Annotated in this window: 14 protein-coding genes; 12 read left to right on the forward strand and 2 right to left on the reverse strand. The window is 72.2% G+C overall.

Annotated features, from left to right (window positions below; translation table 11 throughout):
- The first annotated feature begins 7 nt into the window (after positions 1 to 7).
- From ACFV2X_RS28950 to ACFV2X_RS28975, 6 genes are all read left to right on the forward strand, one after another.
- Complete coding sequence (locus tag ACFV2X_RS28950) at positions 8 to 1,120, forward strand: CapA family protein (RefSeq protein ID WP_385621842.1); 1,113 nt, start codon at positions 8 to 10, stop codon at positions 1,118 to 1,120.
- A gap of 28 nt (positions 1,121 to 1,148) precedes the next feature.
- Positions 1,149 to 1,922 (forward strand): DUF2127 domain-containing protein, encoded by a 774-nt coding sequence (locus ACFV2X_RS28955; RefSeq protein ID WP_385621845.1) that lies wholly within the window; start codon positions 1,149 to 1,151, stop codon positions 1,920 to 1,922.
- Positions 1,923 to 2,011: 89 nt separating this feature from the next.
- Positions 2,012 to 2,950, forward strand: a complete 939-nt coding sequence (gene opcA, locus ACFV2X_RS28960; RefSeq protein ID WP_385621954.1) for a glucose-6-phosphate dehydrogenase assembly protein OpcA — start codon at positions 2,012 to 2,014, stop codon at positions 2,948 to 2,950.
- Between the two features lie 143 nt (positions 2,951 to 3,093).
- Positions 3,094 to 4,191, forward strand: a complete 1,098-nt coding sequence (locus tag ACFV2X_RS28965; protein ID WP_385621847.1) for an LLM class flavin-dependent oxidoreductase — start codon at positions 3,094 to 3,096, stop codon at positions 4,189 to 4,191.
- 86 nt (positions 4,192 to 4,277) lie between these two features.
- Positions 4,278 to 4,937 carry an FMN reductase gene (locus ACFV2X_RS28970; protein WP_385621849.1) on the forward strand — a complete coding sequence of 220 codons (660 nt, stop codon included), beginning with the start codon at positions 4,278 to 4,280 and terminating at the stop codon, positions 4,935 to 4,937.
- Between the two features lie 25 nt (positions 4,938 to 4,962).
- Positions 4,963 to 5,388, forward strand: a complete 426-nt coding sequence (locus ACFV2X_RS28975; protein WP_385621851.1) for a tetratricopeptide repeat protein — start codon at positions 4,963 to 4,965, stop codon at positions 5,386 to 5,388.
- A 156-nt stretch (positions 5,389 to 5,544) separates the two neighbouring features.
- Here the strand turns inward: ACFV2X_RS28975 and ACFV2X_RS28980 are convergent, their stop codons facing one another.
- Complete coding sequence (locus ACFV2X_RS28980; RefSeq protein ID WP_385621852.1) at positions 5,545 to 6,693, reverse strand: CapA family protein; 1,149 nt, start codon at positions 6,691 to 6,693, stop codon at positions 5,545 to 5,547.
- Between the two features lie 373 nt (positions 6,694 to 7,066).
- Between ACFV2X_RS28980 and ACFV2X_RS28985 the strand changes: the two genes are divergently transcribed.
- Positions 7,067 to 16,366 (forward strand): amino acid adenylation domain-containing protein, encoded by a 9,300-nt coding sequence (locus tag ACFV2X_RS28985; protein ID WP_385621855.1) that lies wholly within the window; start codon positions 7,067 to 7,069, stop codon positions 16,364 to 16,366.
- Between the two features lie 30 nt (positions 16,367 to 16,396).
- Here the strand turns inward: ACFV2X_RS28985 and ACFV2X_RS28990 are convergent, their stop codons facing one another.
- Positions 16,397 to 16,783 (reverse strand): hypothetical protein, encoded by a 387-nt coding sequence (locus ACFV2X_RS28990; protein WP_385621858.1) that lies wholly within the window; start codon positions 16,781 to 16,783, stop codon positions 16,397 to 16,399.
- 352 nt (positions 16,784 to 17,135) lie between these two features.
- On the opposite strand from ACFV2X_RS28990, the gene ACFV2X_RS28995 reads away from it, so the two are divergent.
- The 5 genes from ACFV2X_RS28995 to ACFV2X_RS29015 all read left to right on the forward strand — a co-directional run bounded on the left by ACFV2X_RS28995 (position 17,136) and on the right by ACFV2X_RS29015 (position 24,817).
- Positions 17,136 to 19,676, forward strand: a complete 2,541-nt coding sequence (locus tag ACFV2X_RS28995) for an ATP-dependent Clp protease ATP-binding subunit (RefSeq protein WP_385621860.1) — start codon at positions 17,136 to 17,138, stop codon at positions 19,674 to 19,676.
- A 123-nt stretch (positions 19,677 to 19,799) separates the two neighbouring features.
- Entirely contained in the window at positions 19,800 to 21,437 is a 1,638-nt protein-coding gene (locus tag ACFV2X_RS29000) for an AMP-binding protein (protein WP_385621863.1), read from the forward strand.
- A 208-nt stretch (positions 21,438 to 21,645) separates the two neighbouring features.
- On the forward strand, positions 21,646 to 22,689 hold the full coding sequence (locus tag ACFV2X_RS29005) for a LacI family DNA-binding transcriptional regulator (protein ID WP_385621956.1): 1,044 nt from the start codon (positions 21,646 to 21,648) through the stop codon (positions 22,687 to 22,689).
- 164 nt (positions 22,690 to 22,853) lie between these two features.
- Complete coding sequence (locus ACFV2X_RS29010; protein WP_385621866.1) at positions 22,854 to 23,522, forward strand: ThuA domain-containing protein; 669 nt, start codon at positions 22,854 to 22,856, stop codon at positions 23,520 to 23,522.
- 65 nt (positions 23,523 to 23,587) lie between these two features.
- On the forward strand, positions 23,588 to 24,817 hold the full coding sequence (locus ACFV2X_RS29015; RefSeq protein ID WP_385621869.1) for an alginate lyase family protein: 1,230 nt from the start codon (positions 23,588 to 23,590) through the stop codon (positions 24,815 to 24,817).
- The last annotated feature ends 65 nt before the right edge of the window (positions 24,818 to 24,882 follow it).

Here is a 24,882-nt window from a genome sequence, read left to right on the forward strand (position 1 = left end):
TGGGGGTGTGGGCGGCGATGCGACGACGCTGTTCCTCTGCGGCGATGTGATGCTCGGCCGTGGCGTCGACCAGATTCTCCCGCACCCCGGGGATCCGGAGCTGCGGGAGCCGTACATCCGGGACTCCAGGGCGTATGTCGAGCTGACCGAGGAGGCACACGGGCGGGTGCCGCACCCGGCGGACTACGCGTGGCCGTGGGGCGACGCGCTGCGGGTGCTGGAGGAGACGGCGCCCGACGCCCGGGTGGTGAACCTGGAGACCAGCGTGACCCGGAGCGACGAGTTCGCGCCGGGGAAGAGCGTGCACTACCGGATGAGCCCGGCCAATCTGCCCGCCCTGGCCGCGGGTCGGCCCGATGTCTGCGTCCTGGCCAACAACCACGTGCTGGACTTCGGCCGTCACGGCCTGGTGGAAACGCTCGACGCCCTGGCCGGGGCACGGCTGCGGGTGGCGGGCGCGGGACGGGACGCCGCCGCGGCGCGGCGGCCCGCGGCTGTGCCGGTCCGCGGTGGCCGACGTGTGCTGGTCTTCTCCTGCGGCACGGGGTCCAGCGGTATCCCGTACGGGTGGGCCGCCGCCGAGCACGACCCCGGCGTCGACTTCCTCCCCGAGCTGTCGGAGGCCCGCGCGGCCCGGTTCGCCCGCCGGATCCGGCAGCTGAAGCGGCCGGGCGATATCGCCGTCGTCTCCATCCACTGGGGTGGCAACTGGGGGTACCGCGTCTCCGACGATCAGATCCGCTTCGCACACGCGCTGGTCGACGGCGGCGCCGATGTGGTGCACGGCCACTCCTCGCACCACCCCCGCCCGCTGGAGGTGTACCGCGGCAAGCTCGTCCTCTACGGTTGTGGCGACTTCATCGACGACTACGAGGGCATCACCGGCTACGAGGAGTACCGGGACGATCTGCGGCTGATGTACTTCGTCGCGGTGGCCCCGGACACCGGTGAGCTCGTCGGGATCCGGATGGTGCCCATGCGGGCCCGGCGCATGCGGCTGTGCCACGCCCCCCTCGGCGACGCACGCTGGCTGCGGACGGTGCTCGACCGGGCCGGCGCCGACTTCGGCTCCCATGTCGTCCTCGACCGGGACGGCGCCCTCTCCCTGGAGCCGTCCTGACGGCCGGCACCGGAACGGAGCGCTGAGCGTGAAGATCGACTGGAACCGGCGTACCTGCGCCCGGCGCGGCCATGTCACCTACGCGCCGACCGAGGGTGAGCTGCGCGAGCGGCTGCGCGCCGCGACCGCGCTGGGCGAGGCCTGGCGCTGTCTGCGCTGCGGCGACTTCGCCCTCGGCACGCCGCACGGCTCCGGCCCCGCGGCAGACGCCCCGCTCGTCACGCGCGGCAAGGCGCTGCGGGACCTGATCGTGATGCGCTTCATCGCCGCCGAGCGGATCGTGCGCGGGCTGTTCGTGCTGCTGGCCGCCGTCGCGGTGTGGCGGTTCAGCAACAGCCGGGCCGCGGTGCGCCAGCTCTTCCAGGAGGACCTGACCGTCTTCCGGCCGGTCGCGCGCCACTTCCACTACGACCTCGACCACTCGCCGGTGGTCGACACCATCCGCAAGACCTTCGAGTACCGGCACTCCACCCTCGTGATCGTGGCCGTGGCGCTGGCCGCCTACGCGGCCCTCACCCTCGTCGAGGGCGTGGGGCTGTGGCTGCTCAAGCGGTGGGCCGAGTATCTGGCGGTGGTGTCCACCGCCGCGTTCCTGCCGTTGGAGATCTACGAGCTGACCGAGAAGATCAGCTGGCTGAAGATCGCCACCTTGGTGGTCAACGTCCTCGCGGTGCTCTACATCCTGTTCTCCAAGCGGCTCTTCGGGCTGCGCGGCGGCCGTGCCGCGTTCGAGGCGGAGCGGCACAGCGCCTCGCTGCTGGAGGTGGAGGCCGCGGCCGATCATCCGGTCATCCGGCCTTGATCGTTCGCCCCGGCTGTGCGGGGGAGTGACGATACGCTCGGGCCGCGGACGAAACGCTGATGCGAGAACGGCAGGAGCTGGCGCGGGCCATGAACACCGACCTGACCAACACCACATCGAGCAAGATCAACGCGGCCTTGGTGCAGGCCCGCAGGGCGATCGGCAGTCCGGCGGTCGGCATGGTGCTGACGCTGGTCATCGTCACCGATGAGGCCAACCACTACGACGCCCTCAAGGCCGCGGGCGAGGCATCCCGGGAACACCCCTCGCGGATCCTCGTGGTGATCAAGCGGCCCGGCCGCACCCCGCGCGAGCGCGGCAGCTCCCGGCTGGACGCCGAGGTGCGCGTGGGCGGCGGCGACGGCAGCGGCGAGACCGTACTGCTGCGGCTGCGCGGTGAGATCGCCCAGCACCCCGAGTCGGTGGTGCTGCCGCTGCTGCTGCCGGACGCCCCGGTCGTGGTCTGGTGGCCGGTCGACGCCCCGGACCACCCGGTCAGGGATCCGCTGGGCAGGCTGGCGCAGCGGCGGATCACCGACGCGTACGCGGTCGAGCGCCCGCTGCGGGAGCTGGCGGCCCGCGCCGCCTCGTACGCGCCCGGCGACACGGACCTGGCCTGGACCCGGCTCACGCCCTGGCGGTCCATGCTGGCCGCCGCGCTGGATCAGGCGCGGGCCGCGGTGACCTCGGCGGTGGTGGAGAGCGAGGCGGACAACCCGAGCGCCGAGCTGCTGGCCCGCTGGTTCGCCAACCGGTTGAAGGTGCCCGTCGAGCAGGTGGTCACCGACGGCCCGGTGGTCACCGGGGTCCGGCTGCGCACCGCTGCCGGGGACATCCACATCGACCGGCCGGACGGCCCGGTGGCCACGCTGTCCATTCCGGGTCAGCCCGACCGTACCCTCGCGCTGAAGGTGCGCAGCACGGCCGAGCTGATCGCCGAGGAGCTGCGCCGGCTCGATCCCGACGAGGCGTACGCCGCCGCGCTGCGCGCCACCGTTGCATCCACCGCGCTCGGACAGCTCGGCTGACCGTCTCACGACCCCTCCCACCAGGCACGACGGCCGATCTGAAACGATGCCCTTCCCTCCGCCGCGAGCGGGGGAATAGGGGCGGCGGGTGTCACGTTCCGGGGATATAGTTGAATCGTAAACATCCTAGGAGGGTGAGACCGGTGCAGTTCGGGATTTTCACGGTCGGCGATGTCACGACGGACCCCACCACGGGTCGGGAGCCGACCGAGCACGAGCGGATCAAGGCGATGGTCACCATCGCCCAGAAGGCGGAAGAGGTGGGCCTCGACGTCTTCGCGACCGGTGAGCACCACAACCGCCCGTTCGTGCCCTCGTCCCCGACCACCATGCTGGGCTGGATCGCGGCCCGCACCGAGCGGCTGATCCTGTCCACCTCCACCACGCTGATCACCACCAACGACCCGGTGAAGATCGCCGAGGACTACGCGATGCTCCAGCACCTGGCCGACGGCCGGGTGGACCTGATGATGGGCCGCGGCAACACCGGCCCGGTCTACCCGTGGTTCGGGCAGGACATCCGCCAGGGCATCCCGCTCGCGATCGAGAACTACGCGCTGCTGCGTCGGCTGTGGCGCGAGGACGTCGTCGACTGGGAGGGCAAGTTCCGCACCCCGCTGCAGGGCTTCACCTCCACGCCGCGGCCGCTGGACGGCGTGCCTCCGTTCGTCTGGCACGGCTCCATACGCTCGCCGGAGATCGCCGAGCAGGCCGCCTACTACGGTGACGGCTTCTTCGCGAACAACATCTTCTGGCCCAAGCACCACTTCCGGAAGCTGGTGAACCTCTACCGGGAGCGGTACGCGCACTACGGGCACGGCACGCCGGAGCAGGCCGTCGTCGGCCTCGGCGGGCAGGTGTTCATGCGCCGTAACTCGCAGGACGCCGTCCGTGAGTTCCGGCCGTACTTCGACAACGCGCCCGTCTACGGCCACGGCCCCTCCCTGGAGGAGTTCACGGCCGAGACGCCGCTGACCGTCGGCAGCCCGCAGGAGGTCATCGAGAAGACGCTGACCTTCCGGGACACCTTCGGCGACTACCAGCGCCAGCTGTTCCTCGTCGACCACGCGGGCCTGCCGCTGAAGACGGTGCTGGAACAGCTCGACCTGCTGGGCGAGGTCGTCGAGGAGCTGCGCAAGGAGTTCGCCAAGAACCGCCCGGCCGAGGTGCCGGACGGCCCCACCCACGCGTCGCTGGTGGCCCAGCGCGACGCCAAGGCCCTCGAGGAGGTCGCACCGTGAGCGACGCGCACGCGGCCGCCGGGCCGCAGATGGCGGCGATGCCCGCGCCTTCGCCGCGTGGGCGGAGAAGCGAACAAGGAGACACAGTGAACGTACGGATTCCGCAGCAGGCCGGCGCCCCGCGGCCGGTGAGGCTCGCGGTCGTGTCGGCCGGGCTGAGCGTGCCCTCGTCCACCCGGCTGCTGGCCGACCGGCTGGCTGAGGCCACCCGGCAACGGCTGGCGGCGGACGGGCGCGAGGTCGAGGTGCACGTGGTCGAGCTGCGCGACCTGGCCGGTGACATCGCGAACAACATGGTGACGGGCTTCCCCTCGGGCGCGCTGGAGGAGGCGATCGAGACCGTCACCGGTGCGGACGGGCTGATCGCGGTCACCCCGGTCTTCTCCGCCTCCTACAGCGGGCTCTTCAAGTCGTTCTTCGACGTGATCGAGAACACCGCCCTGGTCGGCAAGCCGGTGCTCGCCGCCGCGACCGGTGGCACGGCACGCCACTCGCTCGCGCTGGAGCATGCGCTGCGGCCGCTGTTCGCCTACCTGCGGGCGATCGTGCTGCCCACCGCGGTGTACGCCGCGTCGGAGGACTGGGGCGGCTCCGGTGATCCGCTCACCGACACCCTGCCCACCCGCATCGAACGCGCGGCGGGCGAACTGGCGGACCTGGTCGGCGGCCGCCGGGGCGCCGCGGCCCTCGAAGCCGAAGCCGTCGTGCCGTTCGAGCAGCAACTAGCCGCTCTGCGGCCCGAATGACCGCTCACCTCAGGAAGGAGCTCACATGATCGACAACTTCAACAGCTACCAGCCCGACGGTGAGCCCACCGCCGACCGCTGGGTCACCGCGCTGAGCCTGTTCGACGACAAGGAGCGCGAGGAGACCACCGCGGAGCGCTGGGAGCGGGCCGGGCTTTACTTCGAGGCGAAGCAGTATGCCGAGGCCGCCCGCCTCCTCGTCCAGGTCGTCGAGGAGGCCCCGGAGCAGACCGCCCCGCGGCTGCTGCTGGCCCGCGCCTACTACCACTCCGCGCAGCTGGGCCGCGCCGAGGAGCAGCTGCGTGAGGTGATCGCGCGCGACCCGGTCGAGCACTACGCCCATCTGATGCTGGGCCGTACGCTCCAGCGGCAGGGGCGCGCCGAGGAGGCCGGGACATGGCTGCGGATGGCTGAGGCGTTCTCCACGGGCCAGGCGCCCGAGCTGGACTGACCGGCCTGAGCGGACAGGGCGGCGGCCGGACCTGAGGGTTCGGCCGCCGCACCTTACGTGGCGGCGACGGGCCTGGGAGTTCGACCGATGCGCCTGACGGGCGGTGCGCCTGACGGCTGCCGCGCCTGACAGGGCGGCGCCGGGCCGGGGCGGGTGTCAGCGGCCCATGGTGAGCCCGTCACGCGCCGCGCCTCTGCTGAGTACGGCGCGGCGGATGGTGTCCAGGGCCTCGGTGTGCCCGCCGACGCGCGGGAGGTTGACCACCCTGATCGGGTCGTTGTCCACGCCGTGGGGGATGAACTCCGCCTTCTTCACGGTCCATGGCTTGTCCGTGGTGGCGGGCGGGGCGAAGGTGAAGCGGGCGGCCGAGCCCATCTGGCCGCGCGGGTCGTTCATGACGCCCGCGACCTGGTCGCCCATGCCGTAGACGACCCAGGTGTCGTTCATTTTCTCGTACGCCTGGGGTATGTGGGCGTGGGTGCCGAGGATGAGATCGATGTCGTGGCGCCCGCCGTCCATCGAGGCGGTGAGCTTCTTGGCGACCGAGAGCTGGAGCTGATCCGGCGCTTCCTGCCACTCGGTGCCCCAGTGCAGGCTCACCACGACCACGTCGGCCCCCGCCCGGCGCGCGGCCCGGGCGTCCTTGACGATCTGCGCCGGGTCGATGAGGTTGACCAGCCACGGCTGGCCCTTGGGTACGGGGATGCCGTTGGTGCCGTAGCTGTAGGCGAGCTGGGCGACCGTGGCGTCACCGGCCTTCATGAGGGTCGGCATCGCGTGCTCCTCGGCGGAGCGGGCCGATCCGGCGTGTCGCAGCCCGGCGCGGTCCATCGCGTCGAGGGTGCGGGTCACGCCTTCCGCGCCGGCGTCCAGCGTGTGGTTGGAGGCGGTGGAGCAGGAGTCGTAGCCGAGTTCCTTGGCGGCCTCGGCGACCTCCGGCGGGCTTTTGAAGGTCGGGTAGCCGGTGAACGGCCCGCCCGCGGCGCCGTAGACCGTCTCCATATGGCATATCGCCAGGTCGGCCCCGGAGACCACGGGCTCGGCCCCGGCGAGCATGGGCCCGAAGTTGTAGCCGTTGCCGCCCGCGTCCGTGCGCGCCTGGCGGATCACCGAGTCATGGATCAGCAGGTCACCGGTGGCCACCAGGGTGAACCCCTTGGTGGGCCCGGGCTTCGCCGCGGCCGCGGTCCGGGAGGACTTCTCCCCCGATTCGGGGGTGGCGGGTATGCCGGCGGTGCACGCGGTCGCCGCGCCGAACAGCGCGGCGACCACGAGCGCGGTCCGTTGACGGGGCTCGAGAGACAACAGGCTCACCTCACGCTCACATGGGCCAAATAGGTGGATAGTCGTATTTATGTGCGTGTGGGAGTCCGCCTGAGTCGCGACAGCGCCGGGCTTCACCGGAACGGCCGACGAAACGCACCCGATGGGCCCACACCGCTACGCCGTCGGGTCGAGTGCCGCGGCGTGTCGTCGGCGTGTCGCAGGGGCGTGTCGCCGGGGCGGGGGCGGGGCGCGGAGCCGGGTGCGGAGCCGGGTGCGCGGTTCGCGGCAGTTCGTTAAGGCCGACAGTTGCCATTGCAGCGAACTGCCAGGCCATTCGGCCGCATTACGGCCCTACACTCGGGAAACCACACCGGAAATCGGCAGCCTACTTATCGAGGAGGCCAGACCCCTCATGCCCGCCAATGGCCCCGCCCCGGGGATTCCGCTTGCCGCCCAGCGCGAATTCTGGATCGCCCACTCCCTGCGCCCGGACAGCGTCGCCTACAACATCGGCGAATATATCGAGATACGCGGCCGGCTCCGTTTCGATTTATTCGAGGCCGCCCTGCGCCACGCCTTCGCCGAATGCGCGGCGCTCGCGGTGCGGTTCATCGCGGACGAGGCCGGTCCGCGCTGGGCGGTCAAGGGACGCGACGACTTCCCCCTCGTTCGCGTCGATCTGACGGCCGAAGCCGACCCGCGCGCCGCCGCCGAGCGATGGATGGCGGAATTCTTGACCAGGCCGGTTCCGCTGCCGGACGGTGAGCTGGTCGCCTACGCGGTGATCCAGTTGGCGGACGATCTCTATTACTGGTGCAGCCGATACCACCACATTCTCGTCGACGGATTCAGTGGACCGCTTATCGCGCACCGAGTGGCGGGGGTCTACTCGGCGCTGGACGCGGGCGAGGAAATACCGCCGAGCCCCTTCGGTGATTTCGGCCGCCTGCTGGCCGAGGAAGCGGAATACCGCGCTTCGGAAGCGTTCGTCCGGGACCGTGATTACTGGCTCGAGAAATTGCGCGACCTTCCGGAACCCGTTTCCCTGACCCGTCGGCACGCACCCGCCTCCGGTTTCACCCGGGCCTCGGACCGTCTGTCGCCCCAGGACCTGCTCGCCCTGGACCGCGTCTGCGAGCGGGCCAGAATCCATCGCTCCGCGATGCTCTTCGCCCTGGCCGCGCTGTATCTGCACCGGATGACCGGGGAGCCGGAAGTGGTGCTGGGGCTCGTCGTCGCGGCCCGCACCACCCCGGCCGCCAGGACCACCCCCGCCGTCCTGTCCAACGTCCTGCCCGTCCGGCTGTCCCCGCGCCCGGACATGACCGTCGAGGAACTGGCGCGCGCCGCCCAGAAGGCGATGCGCTCAGCCCTGGCCCACCAGCGCTACCGCGCGGCCGACATGGCGCGCCTGGTCTCGCAGGACGACCAGCCCGCCCGGCTGTACTCGATGATCGTCAACATCATGTCGTTCGACTACGACCTGCTGTTCGGCCCGCACCCCGCCGTCGCGCACAACCTGTCCACCGGCCCCGTCGAGGACCTCGCGCTCGCCTTCACCGACCACCTGGACGGCCGGGGCCTCTCGGTCGACCTGGACGCCAACGCCGCCGTATGGGGCGGCGCCGAGGCGCGCGGCCACGGCGCGCGGATCTCCCGGCTGCTGAGGACCGTCGCGGACGGCGGCAGCGGCATGCCGCTCGCCGAGGTCCCCCTGCTCTCCGACCGCGAACGGGGCTCGCTGCTGCGCAAGGCCACCGAGGCGGCCGTGGTGGTGCCCGACGCCACGGCGGACGAGCTCTACGAGCGGCAGGCCCGGCTCCACCCCGACCATCCCGCCGTGCTCTCCGGCTCCGCCGAGCTCTCGTACGCCGAACTCAACACACGGGCCAACCGGCTGGCGCGGGCGCTCATCGAGCGCGGCGTCGGCCCCGAGACACCGGTCGCGCTCGCGCTCCAGCGGTCCGTCGAGTTCGTCGTCGCCGTCCTGGCCGTCTGGAAGGCGGGCGGCGCCTTTCTGCCGGTCGACCCCCACTATCCGCCCGCGCGCGTCGAGTTCATGCTCTCCGACGCCCGGCCCGCGCTGACGCTGACGACCACGGCCCATGCGCGGACCGTCGGACACCTGTCTGGCGACCGGCTGCTCCTGGACGCCCCCGAGACCGTCCGCGACCTGGCCGGCCGCGACCCCGCGGACGTACGGGACGAGGAGCGGCACGCGCCGCTCGACCCGCGCCACCCCGCGTATGTGGTCTATACGTCCGGGTCCACCGGTACGCCCAAGGGGGTCGTGGTGACCCATGCGGGCCTGCCGAGCCTGGTGCACACCCAGCGCACCCGGTTCGGCGTCGGGCCCCGCTCCCGGGTCCTGCAGTTCGCCTCGCCGAGCTTCGACTCCGCGGTCTGGGAGCTGACCGCGGCGCTGCTGTCCGGCGGCTGCCTGGTCATCGGCGCCGACGGAACGCCGCCTGCGGGCCCCGAACTGCCGGAGCTGATCACCGGCATCGGCGTCACACACGCCGTGCTGCCGCCCGCCGTGCTGGCGAGTCTGGACCGCGGCACCCTCCCGGCCGGGCTCAGGCTGATGTCGGTGGGCGAGGCGCTGCCGCCGGCGCTGGCGGCCGACTGGGCCGCCGACACCGTCCTGCTCAACGGCTACGGCCCGACCGAGGCCACCATCTGCGCGGCCATGAGCGGCCCACTCGGCGGCGAGGGCACACCCCCGATCGGCAGCTCCGCCGCCAACACGGCCGCGTATGTACTCGACACCGCCCTGCGCCCGGTCCCCGTCGGCACGGTCGGCGAACTCTGGCTGAGCGGGCCCGGGCTGGCCAGGGGCTATCTGAACCGGCCCGGCCAGACCGCGCAGCGGTTCGTCGCCAACCCCTACGGCCCGCCCGGGTCACGGCTGTACCGCACCGGCGACCTGGTGCGGCGACGCGAGGAGGACCAGCAGTTGGAGTACGTGGGGCGCGCCGACGGGCAGGTCAAGGTGCGGGGCCTGCGGATCGAGGTCGGCGAGATCGAGGCCGTGCTGGCGGGCCATCCGGCGGTCCGGCGGGCCGTGGTGACGGCCGACGAGATCCGCCCCGGCGCCACCCGGCTGCTGGCCCATGCCCTGCCCGAGCCGGACACCGGCCACGCCACGGCCGCCGCGCTCCCGGCCGAGCTCATGGCCCGCGCCAAGAGCGGGCTGCCGGACTTCATGGTGCCCGCGCAGATCGTCCTGGTGGACCAGCTGCCGCTGAGCCCCAACGGCAAACTCGACCGGGCCGCGCTCCCGAAGCCCCAACCGGCCGAGGACACCGCACACCGGGCCCCGCGGACCGACCGGGAAGAGCTGTTCCACGAGCTCTTCACCGACATCCTCGGCCTTGACCACGTCGGCGTCGACGAGAGCTTCTTCGCCCTCGGCGGCGACAGCATCCTCTCCCTCACCCTGGTCAGCCGCGCCCGCGCCGCCGGGCTCGCCATCTCCCCGCGCGAGGTGTTCGAACACCGCTCGGTGGCCGCGCTGGCACGGGCCGCCCGCTCCGCGGCGGACACCTCCGACGGCGGCACCCCCCATGGCGAAGGCCGTCACACCACCGACGACAGCGGCGAGCTCTCCCCGACCCCGATCATCCGCTGGCTGACGGGCCTGGGGCCGGACGCCGTCAAGGAGTTCCACCAGTCGATGCTGGTGCGGGTGCCCGGCGACCTGCGCCACGACCACCTGGCCGGCGCGCTCGACACCCTGCTCGACCGCCATGCCGCGCTGCGCCTCCGGCTGGGCGCGGGGGAGGGCGGCGCGCTGGAGATCGCCCCGCGCGGCGCCGTCCGCGGCCATGAGTGCCTGACCCGGGTGCCCATGCAGGATGTGAACCCTGACGACACGGCGCGATGGCGCCGGGCCGTCGAGGCGGCCTCCGAGGCAGCTCGCGGCCAACTCGCCCCGGAGAAAGGGGCGTTGCTGCGGGTCGTGTGGTTCGACGCGGGCCCCGACCGGCCCGGCCGGCTGCTGGTGCTGATCCACCACCTCGCGGTCGACGGGGTCTCCTGGCGCGTACTGCTGCGCGACCTCGCCGACGCCTGGGCCGCGGCCGCTGAGGACCGGCCCCTCGCGACCCCCGGCCCGGTGACCTCGCTGCGGCGCTGGTCCCGGCTGCTGACCGAGAGCGCACACCACGAGGTCCGGACGGCCGAGCTCCCGCTGTGGGAGAACATCCTCGACGGCGCGGACCCGCTCCTCGGCCCCCGCCCGCTGGACCCCGCCCGGGACACCGCCACCAGCGCCCGGATGCTGTCGCTCTCCCTGCCGGCCGACGCCACCGCCGCCCTGCTGACCTCCGTACCCGAGCGCTACCACACCGGGATCAACGACGTCCTGCTGACCGCGCTCAGCCTCGCCGTGGTCGAGTGGCGGCGGCGTCGCGGTATCGGCGACACGGACGATGTGCTGCTGGAACTCGAAGGACACGGCCGGGAACACCTCGTCGACGGCGTCGACCTCAGCCAGACCGTCGGCTGGTTCACCAGCATGTTCCCCGCCCGGCTCGCCCCTGGAACACTCGACTGGGCCGAGGTGACGGCCGGTTCCGCGGCGCTCGGCACCGCCGTCAAGACGGTCAAGGAACAGCTCGCGGCGCTGCCGGACCACGGCATCGGCTACGGCATGCTGCGCCATCTCAACCCCGACGCGGCACACCGGCTCGCCGGACACCCAGGCCCGCAGATCGGCTTCAACTACCTCGGCCGGTTCACCGTGTCCGACGGCGCCGACTGGCTGCCCGACCCGGACCCCGACTTCGGAGCGCTGCGCGGCGGCTTCCCGCCCGCTATGCCGCTGCCGCACACCCTGGCCCTCAACGCGCACACCGAGGACCGGGAGGACGGCCCGCGGCTCACGGCGGTGTGGATCTGGGCGGGTGAACTGCTCGACGAGCCGGCCGTACAAGAGCTCGCCGACGCGTGGTTCGCCGCGCTCACCGGCCTGGTGGAACACGCACGGGCCATCGGAAACCTCGCGCACACCGCACACCGCGGCCACACCCCCTCCGACTTCCCCCTGGTCTCGCTCTCCATGGCCGAGGTGGAGCGGCTGGAGCGGACCGTGCCGGACCTGGCCGACATCTGGCCGGTGTCCAGCCTTCAGCAGGGTCTGCTCTTCCACGCCGTGTACGACGACACCGCCCACGACGACTACGTGGTGCGGTTCGGCCTGGACCTGGCGGGTGACGTCGACCCGGCGCGGCTGCGCACCGCCATCGAGGGGCTGTTCGCCCGCCATCCCGGGCTGCGCGCGTGCTTCGTACAGGAAGGGCTCGCCGAACCGGTGCAGGTGATCGCCGCCCAGGTGGCCCCGGAGTGGCGGGAACACGACCTGTCGCGGCTGGACGGACCCGCGCGCGAGGCTGAACAGGCCCGGCTGCTGGACGCGGACAGCGGGCGGCGCCTCCCCGTGGACACCGCCCCGCTGGCCCGCTGCATGCTGCTGCGGCTCGGAGCGGACAGCTACCGGATGATCCTCACCAGCCACCATCTGCTGCTCGACGGCTGGTCGATGGCGCTGCTGTCGCGCGAACTGCTCGCGCTGTACGACGCGGGCAACGACCCCGATGACCCCGCCGCGCTGCCCGCGCCCCGCCCGTACTCCGCCTATCTGTCCTGGCTGAAGGGGCAGAACACTCAGGCGGGGCTCGACGCCTGGCACACCGCCCTGTCCGGGGTGGCCGGAGCCACCCTCGCCGCGAGCCCGGACACCCCCGCGACGGCCGCCACCCGGCGGCACGTCCTGGAGCTGACGGCCGAGCAGACCGCCACGCTCACCGCGTACGCCCGCCGCCACGGCCTGACGCTGAACACGGTGGTGCAGGGCGCCTGGGCGATCGTGCTCGGCTGGCTGACCGGCCGCGACGACGTGGTCTTCGGCGTCACCGTCTCCGGCCGCCCGCCCGAGATCGACGGCATCGACACCATGGTCGGGCTGTTCATCAACACTGTGCCCGCCCGGGTCCGGCTGCGCCCGGACGAGACGTTCCCGGAGCTGCTGACCCGCGTCCAGGACGAACAGGCCCGGCTGCTGGACCACCACCACATCGGCCTCACCGACATCCAGCGCCGCATCGGCACCGGCCGGCTCTTCGACACCCTCCTGGTCTACGAGAACTACCCCCACGACCCGGACGCGCTGCGCACCGCCTCCAAGCGCCTGACCGTCACCGGGGTGCACCCCGAGGACGGCACCCACTACCCGCTCAGCGTGGTCGCGCTCCCCGGCGAACGGCTGCGGATCCACGTCAACTACTGCCCGGACACCGTCGGCCGGAGCCGGGCGTCGGCCGCCGCCGACGCGCTGGAACACCTGCTCACCGGGACGTCCGGCGCGCCCGGGGCGGCCGAGACCCCGGTGGCGCGGCTGCTGACCGCGGCCGCGCCGCAGCCGGCGCCCGGGCGCGTACGGTGCGAGGAGACCCTGCCGGAGCGGTTCGAGGCACAGGTGCGGGCCACCCCGCACAACATCGCCGTGGTCGACGGCCGGCGCTCCCTGACGTACGCGGAGCTCAACGACCGCGCCAACCGCCTGGCGCGGCTGCTGACCGGACACGGCGCCGGGCCGGAGCGGGTGGTGGCGCTGGCGGTCGACCGCCGGGCCGAACTGGTCGTGGCGCTGCTGGCCGTCCTCAAGAGCGGCGCGATGTATCTGCCGGTGGACCCCGCCTATCCGCGCGAGCGCATCGGATTCATCCTCGCGGACGCCGCCCCGGTGTGCGTGGTCACCACCACCGACACCGCAGCCGCGCTGCCCGACGGCCTCGGCGTACCGGTCGTGGAGCTCGACGCGCCGCAGGTCATGAGCGCCATGCGGGACCTCGCGCCGACCGACCTGACCGACGCGGACCGCGGCGGCCCGCTCACCCCGGCACACGGCGCCTACATCATCTACACCTCGGGCTCGACCGGGCGGCCCAAGGGCGTGCTGATCCCGCACGAGAACGTCATCCGGCTGTTCACCTCCACCGACCACCTCTTCGGGTTCGGCGCGGACGATGTGTGGACGCTGTTCCACTCCTACGCGTTCGACTTCTCGGTGTGGGAGATCTGGGGTCCGCTGCTGTACGGCGGCTCGCTGGTGATCGTGCCGCACACCGTCACCCGGTCCCCGGGCGAATTCCTGGAACTGCTGGTCGAGCAGGGCGTCACCGTGCTCAACCAGACCCCGTCGGCGTTCTACCAACTCCTCGGCGCCGACCGCGACCGCCCGGAGCTGGGCGCGCGGCTCGCCCTGCGGTATGTGGTGTTCGGCGGCGAACGGCTCGACGTCTCCCGCCTGGGGGACTGGTACACCAGGCGGCCTGACGACAACGCTGCCGCGCCGCGGCTGGTCAACATGTACGGCATCACCGAGACGACCGTGCATGTCACCCACACCGAACTGGTCCGCGCCGACGCTGTGCGGGACGGCTCGGTCAGCCCCATCGGGCGGCAGATCCCCGATCTGCGGCTGTATGTCCTCGACCATCTGCTGCGCCCGGTGCCCCCGGGCTCCGTAGGCGAGCTGTACGTCGCCGGCCCCGGCCTGGCCCGCGGCTACGCGGGGCGGCCCGCGCTGACCGCCGAGCGGTTCGTGGCCGACCCGTTCGGCGCCCCCGGCGAGCGCATGTACCGCACCGGAGACCTGGCCCGCCAGGGCGGCGACAGCGGGCTGGAGTACGTCGGACGGGCCGACGGCCAGGTCAAGCTGCGGGGCTTCCGGATCGAGGTCGGCGAGATCGAGTCCGCGCTCACGGCCCTCGACCAGGTGGCGCGGGCGGCCGTCGTACTGCGCGAGGACCGGCCCGGCAGACCGGCGCTGGTCGCCTATCTGCTGGCCGAGCCCGGCGCCGCGCTGCCCGGGGCCGCCGAACTGGCGGCGCTCGCGGCGGCCCGGCTGCCGGTCCATATGGTGCCCTCCGCGTTCGTGGAGATGCCCGAACTCCCGCTGACGGTCAACGGCAAACTGGACCGCGCCGCCCTCCCGGCCCCCGACTTCACGGCCGCCTCGACCGCGGCCCGGCCGCGTACCCCCGTGGAGGAGACCCTGTGCTCGCTGATGAGCGAGGCGCTGGGGGTGGGCAGCGTCGGCGTGGACGACGACTTCTTCCTGATGGGCGGCGACTCCATCGTCTCCATGCGCTTCGCCGACATGGCCCGCCACGCCGGTCTGGCGCTGCGGCCCAGGGACGTGGCGGAGGGCCGTACGGTCGCGGCGCTGGCCGCGATCGCCGAGCGGAGCGCGCCGCGCCGGGGGCCGGCCGGCGAGGGCCGCCACCGGGACGGCGGCGGCGCGGGCGACGGAGTGGGCGAGCTCCCGGCGACGCCGATCATCAGGCGCATGTGGGACGTCGACGGGCCGATCGACGCGTACCACCTCTCCATGGCGGTCCGCGTCCCGGCGGATGCGCGCCCCGAGCATCTGATCGCCGCCCTCCAGGCGCTCGTCGACCGCCATGACGCGCTGCGGATGCGGCAGCAGGACGACCAGGGGCGGCGGGCGCTGGAGATCGCGGAGCCCGGCTCGGCCCGGGTGGCCGACTGCTTCACCCACCAGGTCATCCAGGTCGCCGACGAGGCGGAGTGGCCCCCGGCGCTGGCCGAGGCGTCCTTCCGCCACCAGGCGGAGCTCGACCCCGCGTCCGGCCGCACCCTCCAGGCCATCTGGCTGGACCCCGGTCCTGAGCGGCCCGGCCGGCTGCTGATCCTGCTGCACCACCTCGTGGTCGACGGGGTCTCCTGGCGGTTCCTGCTGCCGGACCTGGCCCGCGCGTACGAGGCGGTCACCGATGGCCGGCGGCCGGATCTGCGGGCACCGGCGACCTCCTACCGCAGGTGGGCGCGCCACCTGGTCGAGGAGGCCATGGAGCCCGCGCGCGAGAAGGAACTGGAGATGTGGACGCGGATGTTCGAGCCGAAGCGGCCCACGCTGGGCGCCCGGCGGCTCGACCCGCGGACCGACACCCTGGCCTCGGCGCGGATGGCGCTCTTCGACCTCCCGGAGGAGGACACGGCGACGCTGCTCGCGGTGCCCGGTGCGCTGGGCGTGGACCTGCGCGATGTGCTGTACGCGTCGTTCGCCGTCGCCTACGCGCGCTGGCGGGGCGACGAGGGGACCGGTGTGCTGGTGGACCTCCAGGCGCACGGCCGTGAATTCCTGGCCGAAGGTGTCGATCCGTCGTCCACCGTCGGATGGTTCACCGCGCAGTTCCCGCTCGTCCTGGACCCGGGGGAGATCTCCGAGGAACAACTCGACGCCTCCGGCGCCGCGTTGACCGAGGGCGCGGCGCGGGTGGGGGCCCAGCTCGCGGCCCTGCCCGACAACGGCATCGGGTACGGCCTGCTGCGCTACCTCAACCCGCGTACCGCTCCGCAGCTGGCCGCGCTCGGCGATCCGCAGATCTCCGTCAACTACCTGGGCCGGTTCCAGGTCGGCGAGCGCTCGGCCCACTGGACCCCCACCGGCGAGGCGGGGTCGGCGATGGGCGGCGGGGCGGACGCCGGGGCTCCGCTGGAGCGCACCCTTACCCTCACGGTCGCGGTCGAGGACCGCGAGCGGGGCGCGCGGCTGGCGGCGCGGTGGATCTGGCCGTCGGGTGTCCTCGAGGACGACCACGTCGCCGAGCTCGCCCGGCGGTGGTTCGATGTGCTCAGCCGCTACGCCGGGCACGCCAGGGCGGCGCGTACCCAGGCGCCCTGACGGCGGTGACGGCGCCCCGTCCCGGCCCGGTCAGCGCATCTCCGGGATGTGCGGAACGGCGTCGGGGCGGCGCGCCGCCAGCCGCATCATGGCGATCGTGGAGCGGACGACCCTCCTCCTAGGCCCTTCGGGCCTGGGAGGTACCCCCTCCTTGACGTGGGCGGCGGTCCGGCTGGTGAGCACCAGCTCACGAGGCGTGTCGTCCGCCCGCACCGCCTGGATCAGCCCGTCCCGGCGGCCCAGGCTCACGCACTGCGCCACGAACCGGAAGCGCATCGGCCGCGGCTCGCGTCCGCGACGTCCGCGGGTCTCGTCGATGAGGCAGGTCGCCGCGTGCGAGGCGGCGGGCAGGGCGGCGTCGACGCGGATCCGGCCCTTTGGCGGACAGGCTGCCGCCGCCGACGACCGCGAGCTCACCAGGGTCGTCGAGCAGCCGTTTGTGCAGTTCGGCGGTGGTCTCCAGGGTGAAGGCGCGCTCGCCGGGGGCCACGGTGCGGCTGCCGAGCGCGTACACCAGGCGGTCGTACGGGAGGCCGACCAGGGTCACCCGCGCGTGCGGCGCCAGCCGCGGGGCGGCCATCAGCCCCGCGTAGCCCGCGCCCAGCACCAGGATGAGGGGACGGCGAAGACGTCGTGCAGACGAATCTGCGCCAGCCCTCGGCGAGCGGCCCCGATGTCGGATAAAATCAATCAAAGTCGATCAAATAGGACTCCTTGCAGCGATGACAACGGGGCCCGCATCTCCGCCGGGCCACCGGGACGGATGCCTATGAACAGCGGGTACGAGGGATCGGAAGAATTCGGTCCTGACCCCCTCGGAGACTTTCTCGCACGCTTCCTCGGCGTCGGACCGGCCGGGCAGCGCCCCGGCTCCCGGCACGTCGACTTCGGCCGCCTGATGAGCGAGCCCGCACGGCAGCTCGTCTCCTCCGCGGCCTCGTACGCCGCCGACCGCGGATCCACCGACCTCGACACCGAACACCTGCTCCGCGCGGCGCTCACCGCCGAGCCGACCCGCACCATGGTCGTCCGGGCCGGGGCCGACCCCGAAGCCCTCGTCGCCGAGATCGACCGGCAGACGGGGGAGGGGCCGCCGCGCGGCTCGGTCGCGGTCACGCCCGCCGTCAAGCGCGCGCTGCTCGACGCCCACGAGATCGCCCGGTCCTCCGGGTCCTCGTACATCGGCCCCGAGCACGTACTGATCGCGCTCGCCGCCAACCACGACTCCACGGCCGGGCAGCTGCTGCACGCGGCCCGGTTCGAGCCACGCCCCGGCCCGCCCGGCGGCCTCGCGGCGGCCCCCGGCGCTGCCGAACCCCGCCCAGGACCCAACCGGCGGGAGACCCCCAACCTGGACAAGTTCGGCCGCGACCTGACCGAGATGGCCCGCGAGGGCCGGATCGACCCGGTGATCGGGCGCGACGAGGAGATCGAGCAGACCATCGAGGTGCTGGCCCGCCGGGGCAAGAACAACCCCGTCCTCATCGGCGAGGCCGGCGTGGGCAAGACCGCCGTCGTCGAGGGGCTGGCCCAGCGCATCGCCGAGGCCGACGTCCCCGACATCCTGCTCGCCCGGCGCGTCCTCCAGCTCGACTTCCCGGGCGTCGTGTCCGGCACCCGCTACCGAGGCGATTTCGAGGAGCGGCTGACCGGCATCATCGACGAGATCCGCGCCCACTCCGAGGAACTGATCATCTTCATCGACGAGCTGCACACCGTCGTGGGCACCGGCGGCTCCGAAGGCGGCCCGATGGACGCCAGCAACATCCTCAAGCCCGCCCTGGCCCGTGGCGAACTGCATGTCATCGGCGCCAGCACACTCCAGGAGTACCGCCGCCACATCGAGAAGGACGCGGCCCTCGCCCGCCGCTTCCAGCCCATCATGGTGCCCGAGCCCGCCCCCTCCGACGCGCTGGAGATCCTGCGCGGGCTGCGCGACCGCTACGAGGCCCACCACCAGGTCCGCTACACCGACCAGGCGCTGCTGGCGGCCGTCGAGCTCTCCGACCGCTATCTCACCGACCGCTTCCTGCCCGACAAGGCCATCGACCTGATGGACCAGGCCGGCGCCCGCGTACGGCTGCGCTCCAGCACCAGGGGCACCGACATCCGGGCGCTGGAACGCGAGGTGGAACAGCTCACCCGGGACAAGGACCAGGCCGTCGCCGCCGAGCAGTACGAGCGGGCCACCTCGCTGCGCGACCGGATCGGCGAGCTGAACCGGCGCATCGAGGAGGGTTCCGGCAAACAGCACCCGGCCAGCCGGGTCGCCGAGGTCACCGTCGAGGACATCGCCGACATCGTCTCCCGGCAGACCGGCATCCCCATCAGCAGCCTCACCCAGGAGGAGCGGGACCGCCTGCTCGGCCTCGAGGAGCATCTGCACAAGCGGGTGATCGGCCAGGAGGAGGCCGTCTCCGCCGTCGCCGACTCCGTACTGCGCTCCCGCGCCGGCCTCGCCGACCCCGGCCGCCCCATCGGCAGCTTCCTGTTCCTCGGCCCCACCGGCGTCGGCAAGACCGAACTGGCCCGCGCCCTGGCCGAAGCGCTCTTCGGCAGCGAGGACCGCATGGTCCGCCTGGACATGAGCGAATACCAGGAGAAGCACACTGTCAGCCGGCTGATCGGCGCCCCGCCCGGATACGTCGGCCACGAGGAGGCCGGGCAGCTCACCGAGGCGGTGCGCCGGCAGCCGTACTCGCTGCTGCTCCTGGACGAGGTCGAAAAGGGCCACGCCGACGTCTTCAACATCCTTCTGCAGGTGCTCGACGACGGACGGCTCACCGACGCCCAGGGCCGCACCATCGACTTCAAGAACACCGTCATCGTCATGACCAGCAACCTCGGCTCCGAGGAGATCGCCGGGCGCGGCGCGGTCATGGGCTTCGGCGGTGGCGCGGAAGCCGATGAGGACGCGCGCCGCGAGCGGGTGCTGCGCCCGCTGCGCGAGCACTTCCGGCCCGAGTTCCTCAACCGCATCGACGAGATCGTCATCTTCCGGCGGCTCGCCGACGAACAGCTGCGGCAGATCACCGATGTCCTCCTGGAGGAGACCCGGCGCCGGCTGCGCGCCCAGGACGTGCCCGTCGACTTCACCCCCGCCGCCGTCGACTGGCTGGCCCACCACGGCTACCAGCCCGAGTACGGCGCCCGGCCGCTGCGCCGGACGATCCAGCGGGAAGTCGACAACCCGCTGTCCCGGATGCTGCTCAACGGCAAGCTCCAGCCGCACAGTCATGTGGAAGTCGATGTGGAGGAAGGGAAGCTGACCTTCCGCAAGGAGCAGAACCCCACCACCGCACTCGGCTGACAACGGTCTTGTGAACACTGGTTGCCGAGCTCGCGAGCGGGCGCGATAGCGTGTACAAGCCAATGGGGACAGCACCGCCCCTGGCACTTGGATTCCGCTCGCCCGCATGCACGAGGAGCCCACTTGACCAGCCCGGAACAGCGCATGGCCGACCTGCTCAAGACCTTCGGAGATCCGGCGGCGTGCACCGCCCATCTGCTGTGCGACCGGCACCCGGCCGACGCCGTCGCCTTCACGGTGGTCGGCGCCGACCTCAACGGGCACGACATGACCTACGGCGAACTCCGCGAGTCCTCCGCGCGGATGGCGAGCGCCCTGGCGGCCCTCGGGGTGGGCCCCGGCGACCGGGTCGCCACCCTGATGAGCAAGTCCGCCGAACTCCTCGTCGCGACACTCGCGATCTGGCGGATCGGCGCCGTCCAGGTGCCCCTGTTCACGGCGTTCGCGCCCCCGGCCATCGCCCTGCGGGTCACCGGAAACGGCACCAAGGTCGTGATCACGGACGCCGGGCAGCGCCCCAAGCTGGCCGCGGGCCCCGACCTCCCCACCGACCAGCCGTGGCGGATCATCACCACCGGGCCCACCGAGGAAGGCGACCTGTCGTTCGCCGAGCTGCTCGCGGGACACCCGCCACTGGACGAGGCGGCCGTCCTCGGCGGGGACGCCACCATCGTGGAGCTGTTCACCTCCGGCACCTCAGGACCGCCCAAGGCCGTGCCCATCCCGCTGCGGGCGGTCGCGGGATTCGCCATGTACCAGGAGTTCGGCCTCGACCACCGGCCCACCGATGTGTTCTGGAACGCCGCCGACCCGGGCTGGGCCTACGGGCTGTACTACGCGATCATCGCCCCGCTCGCCCTCGGCCTGCGCAGCCTGCTGTACAACAGCCTGTTCTCCGCCGAGGGGACCTGGGCGGTGCTGTCCCGCTTCAACGTCACCAACTTCGCCGCCGGCCCCACCGTCTACCGCAAGCTGCGCGGCACACCCGCCCCCGACGGCGTGCGGCTGCGCTGCGCCTCCGCGGCCGGTGAGCCGCTGCCGGCCGACGTGGTCAGCTGGGCGGAGCGGACACTCGGCATCCCGGTGCGCGACCACTACGGCTCCACCGAACTGGGCATGGCCATCGCCAACGCCTGGCACCCCGCGCTGCGCACCGACCTCAAGCCCGGCTCCATGGGCCGGCCGCTGCCCGGCTGGAGCGTGACTGTCCTGCGCGAGGACACCAACTCCGCCGTCGCCGAGCCCGGTATGCCCGGCCGGGTGGCGATGGACATCACCAAGAGCCCGCTGATGTGGTTCGAGGGTTACCGCGACGCCCCGGAGCGCACCGCCGAGAAGTTCAGCCCCGACGGACACTGGTTCTACTCCGGCGACACCGCCTCCCGGGACGAGGACGGCCACCTGTTCTTCTCCGGGCGCAGCGACGATGTGATCCTGATGGCCGGGTACCGCATCGGCCCGTTCGAGGTGGAGAGCGTGCTGCTGGAACACGAGGCGGTGGCGGAGGCGGCCGCGGTCGGCGTCCCCCACGAGGAACACGGCGAGGTGATGGAGGCATTCGTGGTGCTGCGCGCGGGGGCGTCGTCGCCTTCGGACCCCGACGCCCTCGCCGCCGAGCTCCAGCAGCTGGTCAAGGACCGGCTGGCCAAGCACGCCTACCCGCGGAGCGTGCACTTCGTCACCGAGCTGCCCAAGACGTCGAGCGGCAAGACCCAGCGTTTCCTGCTGCGCCCGCGCCAGGTCAGCTCCCGCGCTCGCTGAGCCGGGTCCGGGGCGGCCCCCGCTCGGCTATCGTGAGTGGTTACGCGGTGGGCAGGGTGATACGGGGCCCGGGGGGCACCTCCCAGCGGTGGCTGGGGGAGAACCGAGCCCTGGAAAGAGCAGCCGAGGGGATTAGGCCTACGTGAACGAGGCAGCTGAGGCAACCGGCGCGGGCAAGCGGGCGGCGGAGTCCACCGCGGGCAGGGACGTGTCCACGGTCAGGGACGTCGCCAAGCGCGCCGGGGTGTCCGCGTCCACCGTCTCCCGCGTCATGGGCGGCACCTATCCGGTGGCCGCGGCCACCCGGGCCAGGGTGGTCAAGGCGATGCGCGAACTGGACTACGTGGTCAACGCGCACGCCCGCGCGCTCGGTGGGTCCACCAACAAGACCGTGGCGTTCGTCGTGGACGATGTGACCGGCCCCTTCTACGCGCATATCGCGCGCGGCGTGGAGGAGCAGGCGTCCGCCGAGGGGCGGCTGTGCATGCTGTGCACCACGCACGGCGATCCGCAGCGCGTCCTCGCCGTGGTGGAGATGATGCGCGAGCAGCGGGCCGATGCGGTGATCGTGGTCGGCGGCGCCTGGGAGGACAAGGGCTACCAGGACCGTATGGCCCACTTCGCGCACGCCCTGGACCGGGTGGGCTCGCGGCTGGTGCTGGTCGGCAGGCCGCCGCTGGGCGAGGGCGTACCGGCCACCGTCGTGGACTACGACAACGAGGCCGGCGCCTTCGCGATGACCACCCACCTGCTCAGCGCCGGGCACCGGCGCATCGCGTATCTGGCCCGGGTCCCGGGCCTGTCCACGAGCACCCAGCGCATCAGCGGCTTCACCCGGGCCCATGAGCTGATGGGCCTGAGTCCGGACCCGGCCCTGATCCTGGACGGAAACTTCACCCGCGCCCACGGCTATCGCGCGGCCCGGGAGCTGCTGGCCTCCGGGGCCGAGTTCAGCGCGGTGTTCGCGGGCACCGACATGGTGGCGGCGGGGGCGCTGCAGGCGCTGCGCGAGGGCGGTCTACGGGTGCCCGAGGACGTGTCGCTGGCCGGGTACGACGACATTCCGGTGGCGATCGACGTCTACCCGGCGCTGACCACCGTGCACGTACCGCACGAGGAGCTGGGGCGCACCGCCGTGCGGCTGGCCCTGCACCGCGAGGAACTGCCCGAGAGCCAGCACCAGGTGCTCGGCACGCATATCGTCATCCGCGCGTCGACCAGGGCCCCCGGCCGTTCCCCGGAAAACCGCTAGAAAACGGTCTCTGCTGACGGCTTTCGCGCGCGGCGGTCGCTGGCGGAGGCTATCGAAAATTTTCGCGTCTGGTAGCGACGGAAGACGGCGCGGGTGCGGTTCGCCCATGATGGACACCGGTTTCCCTGGATTCCCCCACCGTACGCCTTCTTGGAGCGACCACCATGGCGCAGAGCCGGCCGAGGTTCCTCGTCTACACCCGCACCACCGCCTACCGGCACGACTCCATCCCCGAGGGCGTCCGCGCCTTCCATGAGCTCGGCGCCGAGTATGGCTTCGACGTGGAGGCGACGGAGGACCCGCGGGCCCTCGAGCGCGGCCTCGACCGCTTCGCGGCCGTGGTGTTCCTGTCCACCAGCGGTGATGTGCTCACCCCCGGGGGACGGGAGGCGCTGCGGTCTCACCTGCGGGGCGGCGGCGGGTTCATGGGTGTGCACGCGGCCGCGTGCACCGAGTACGGCTGGCCGTACTACGGCGAGCTGCTTCGGGCCCGCTTCGACCGCCACCCCGCACTGCAGCCGGGAGTCCTCACCATCGAGGACCGGGACCACCCGGCGACCGGCCATCTGGGCGCCACCTGGGCGTTCACCGACGAGTGGTACGACTTCCGGGCCAGTCCGCGCGGTGCGGTGCGGGTGCTGGCCTCCGCCGACGAGACCTCGTACGAGGGCGGGGGGATGGGGGCCGACCATCCGCTCGTCTGGTGTCATGAGCATGACGGTGCGCGGGTCTTCTACACCGCGCTCGGACACACCTGTGAGGCGTACGACGATCCCACCTTCCGGGCCCACCTCCTCGGCGGGCTCCGCCACGTGGCGCGATCACAGCACTGACCACCTTCCGCACCACCCCCACACCCCCCCCACGACCACCCCCCCACGATGGGAGTGACTTCTCGATGAGCCGCGAGAACACACACAAGCTCAGCCGCCGCAGAGTGCTGAAGGCCGCCGGGGGGCTCGCCCTCGCGGGCGCCGCCGGCGGCATCACCACCGCCGTCACCGCGGGCTCCGCCGGCGCCGCCCCGGCCACCTTCACCCACCCGGGCATGCTGCACGCCTACGGCGAGCTCAACCGGGCCAAGGTACGGGTGGCCGCCGGGGACGACCCCTGGCTGGCCGGCTGGAACCGGCTGATCGCCAACTCGCACGCCCAGTCAGGCTGGAAGGCCAACCCGCAGGCCACCATCATCCGCGGCGGCACCGGCGAGAACTACGGCATCCTCTACAACGACATCCACGCCGCCTACCAGAACGCCCTGCGCTGGAAGATCGCCGGAACCACCGCCCACGGCGACACCGCCCGCGACATCCTCAACGCCTGGTCCGCCAAGCTCACCACGGTCACCGGAACCTCCGACCGGTTCCTGGCCGCCGGGATCTACGGCTACCAGTTCGCCAACGCCGCCGAGCTGATGCGCGGCTACTCCGGCTTCGACCTCGACCGGTTCAAGAGGATGATGCTCAACGTCTTCTACCCGCTGAACAACCAGTTCCTCACCGGTCACAACGACGCCTGCATCACCCACTACTGGGCCAACTGGGACCTGTGCAACATGAACTCGATCCTGGCCATCGGCATCCTGTGCGATGACGGGGCCAAGTACGACCAGGCCGTGAACTACTTCAAGAACGGCGCGGGCAACGGCTCCATCAAGCACGCCATCCCGTTCGTGTACGACAGCCAGGGCCTCGCTCAGTGGCAGGAGTCCGGCCGTGACCAGGGCCACACCATGATGGGCATGGGCCAGATGGGCGCCTTCTGCGAGATGGCCTGGTCCCAGGGCGACGACCTGTACGGCTATGACAGCAACCGCTTCATGAAGGCCGCCCAGTACGTCGCCAAGTACAACCTCGGCCAGGACGTCCCCTTCACCACCTACACCTGGGGCTCCGGCCAGAACTGCGACCAGCAGTCCCACACCGCGATCTCCGCCGCGAGCCGCGGCCAGCTCCGGCCGGTGTGGGACATCCTGCACTATCACTACGCCAGGCGCCGGAGCCTGTCCGTCCCGTACATCACGGCCATGGCGGAGAAGGTCCGCCCCGAGGGCGGCGGTGGAGACTACGGCTCCACGAGCGGTGGCTTCGACCAGCTGGGCTTCGGCACCCTGCTGTACGCCAAGTAGGGCGGTACGACGGTCTTCGTTCGACGCCGGTCATCCCGAGGCCCCGCAGTTGTTACAGCTCCAAC

This window comes from Streptomyces sp. NPDC059679 (assembly GCF_042734105.1).
GTDB lineage: Bacteria > Actinomycetota > Actinomycetes > Streptomycetales > Streptomycetaceae > Streptomyces.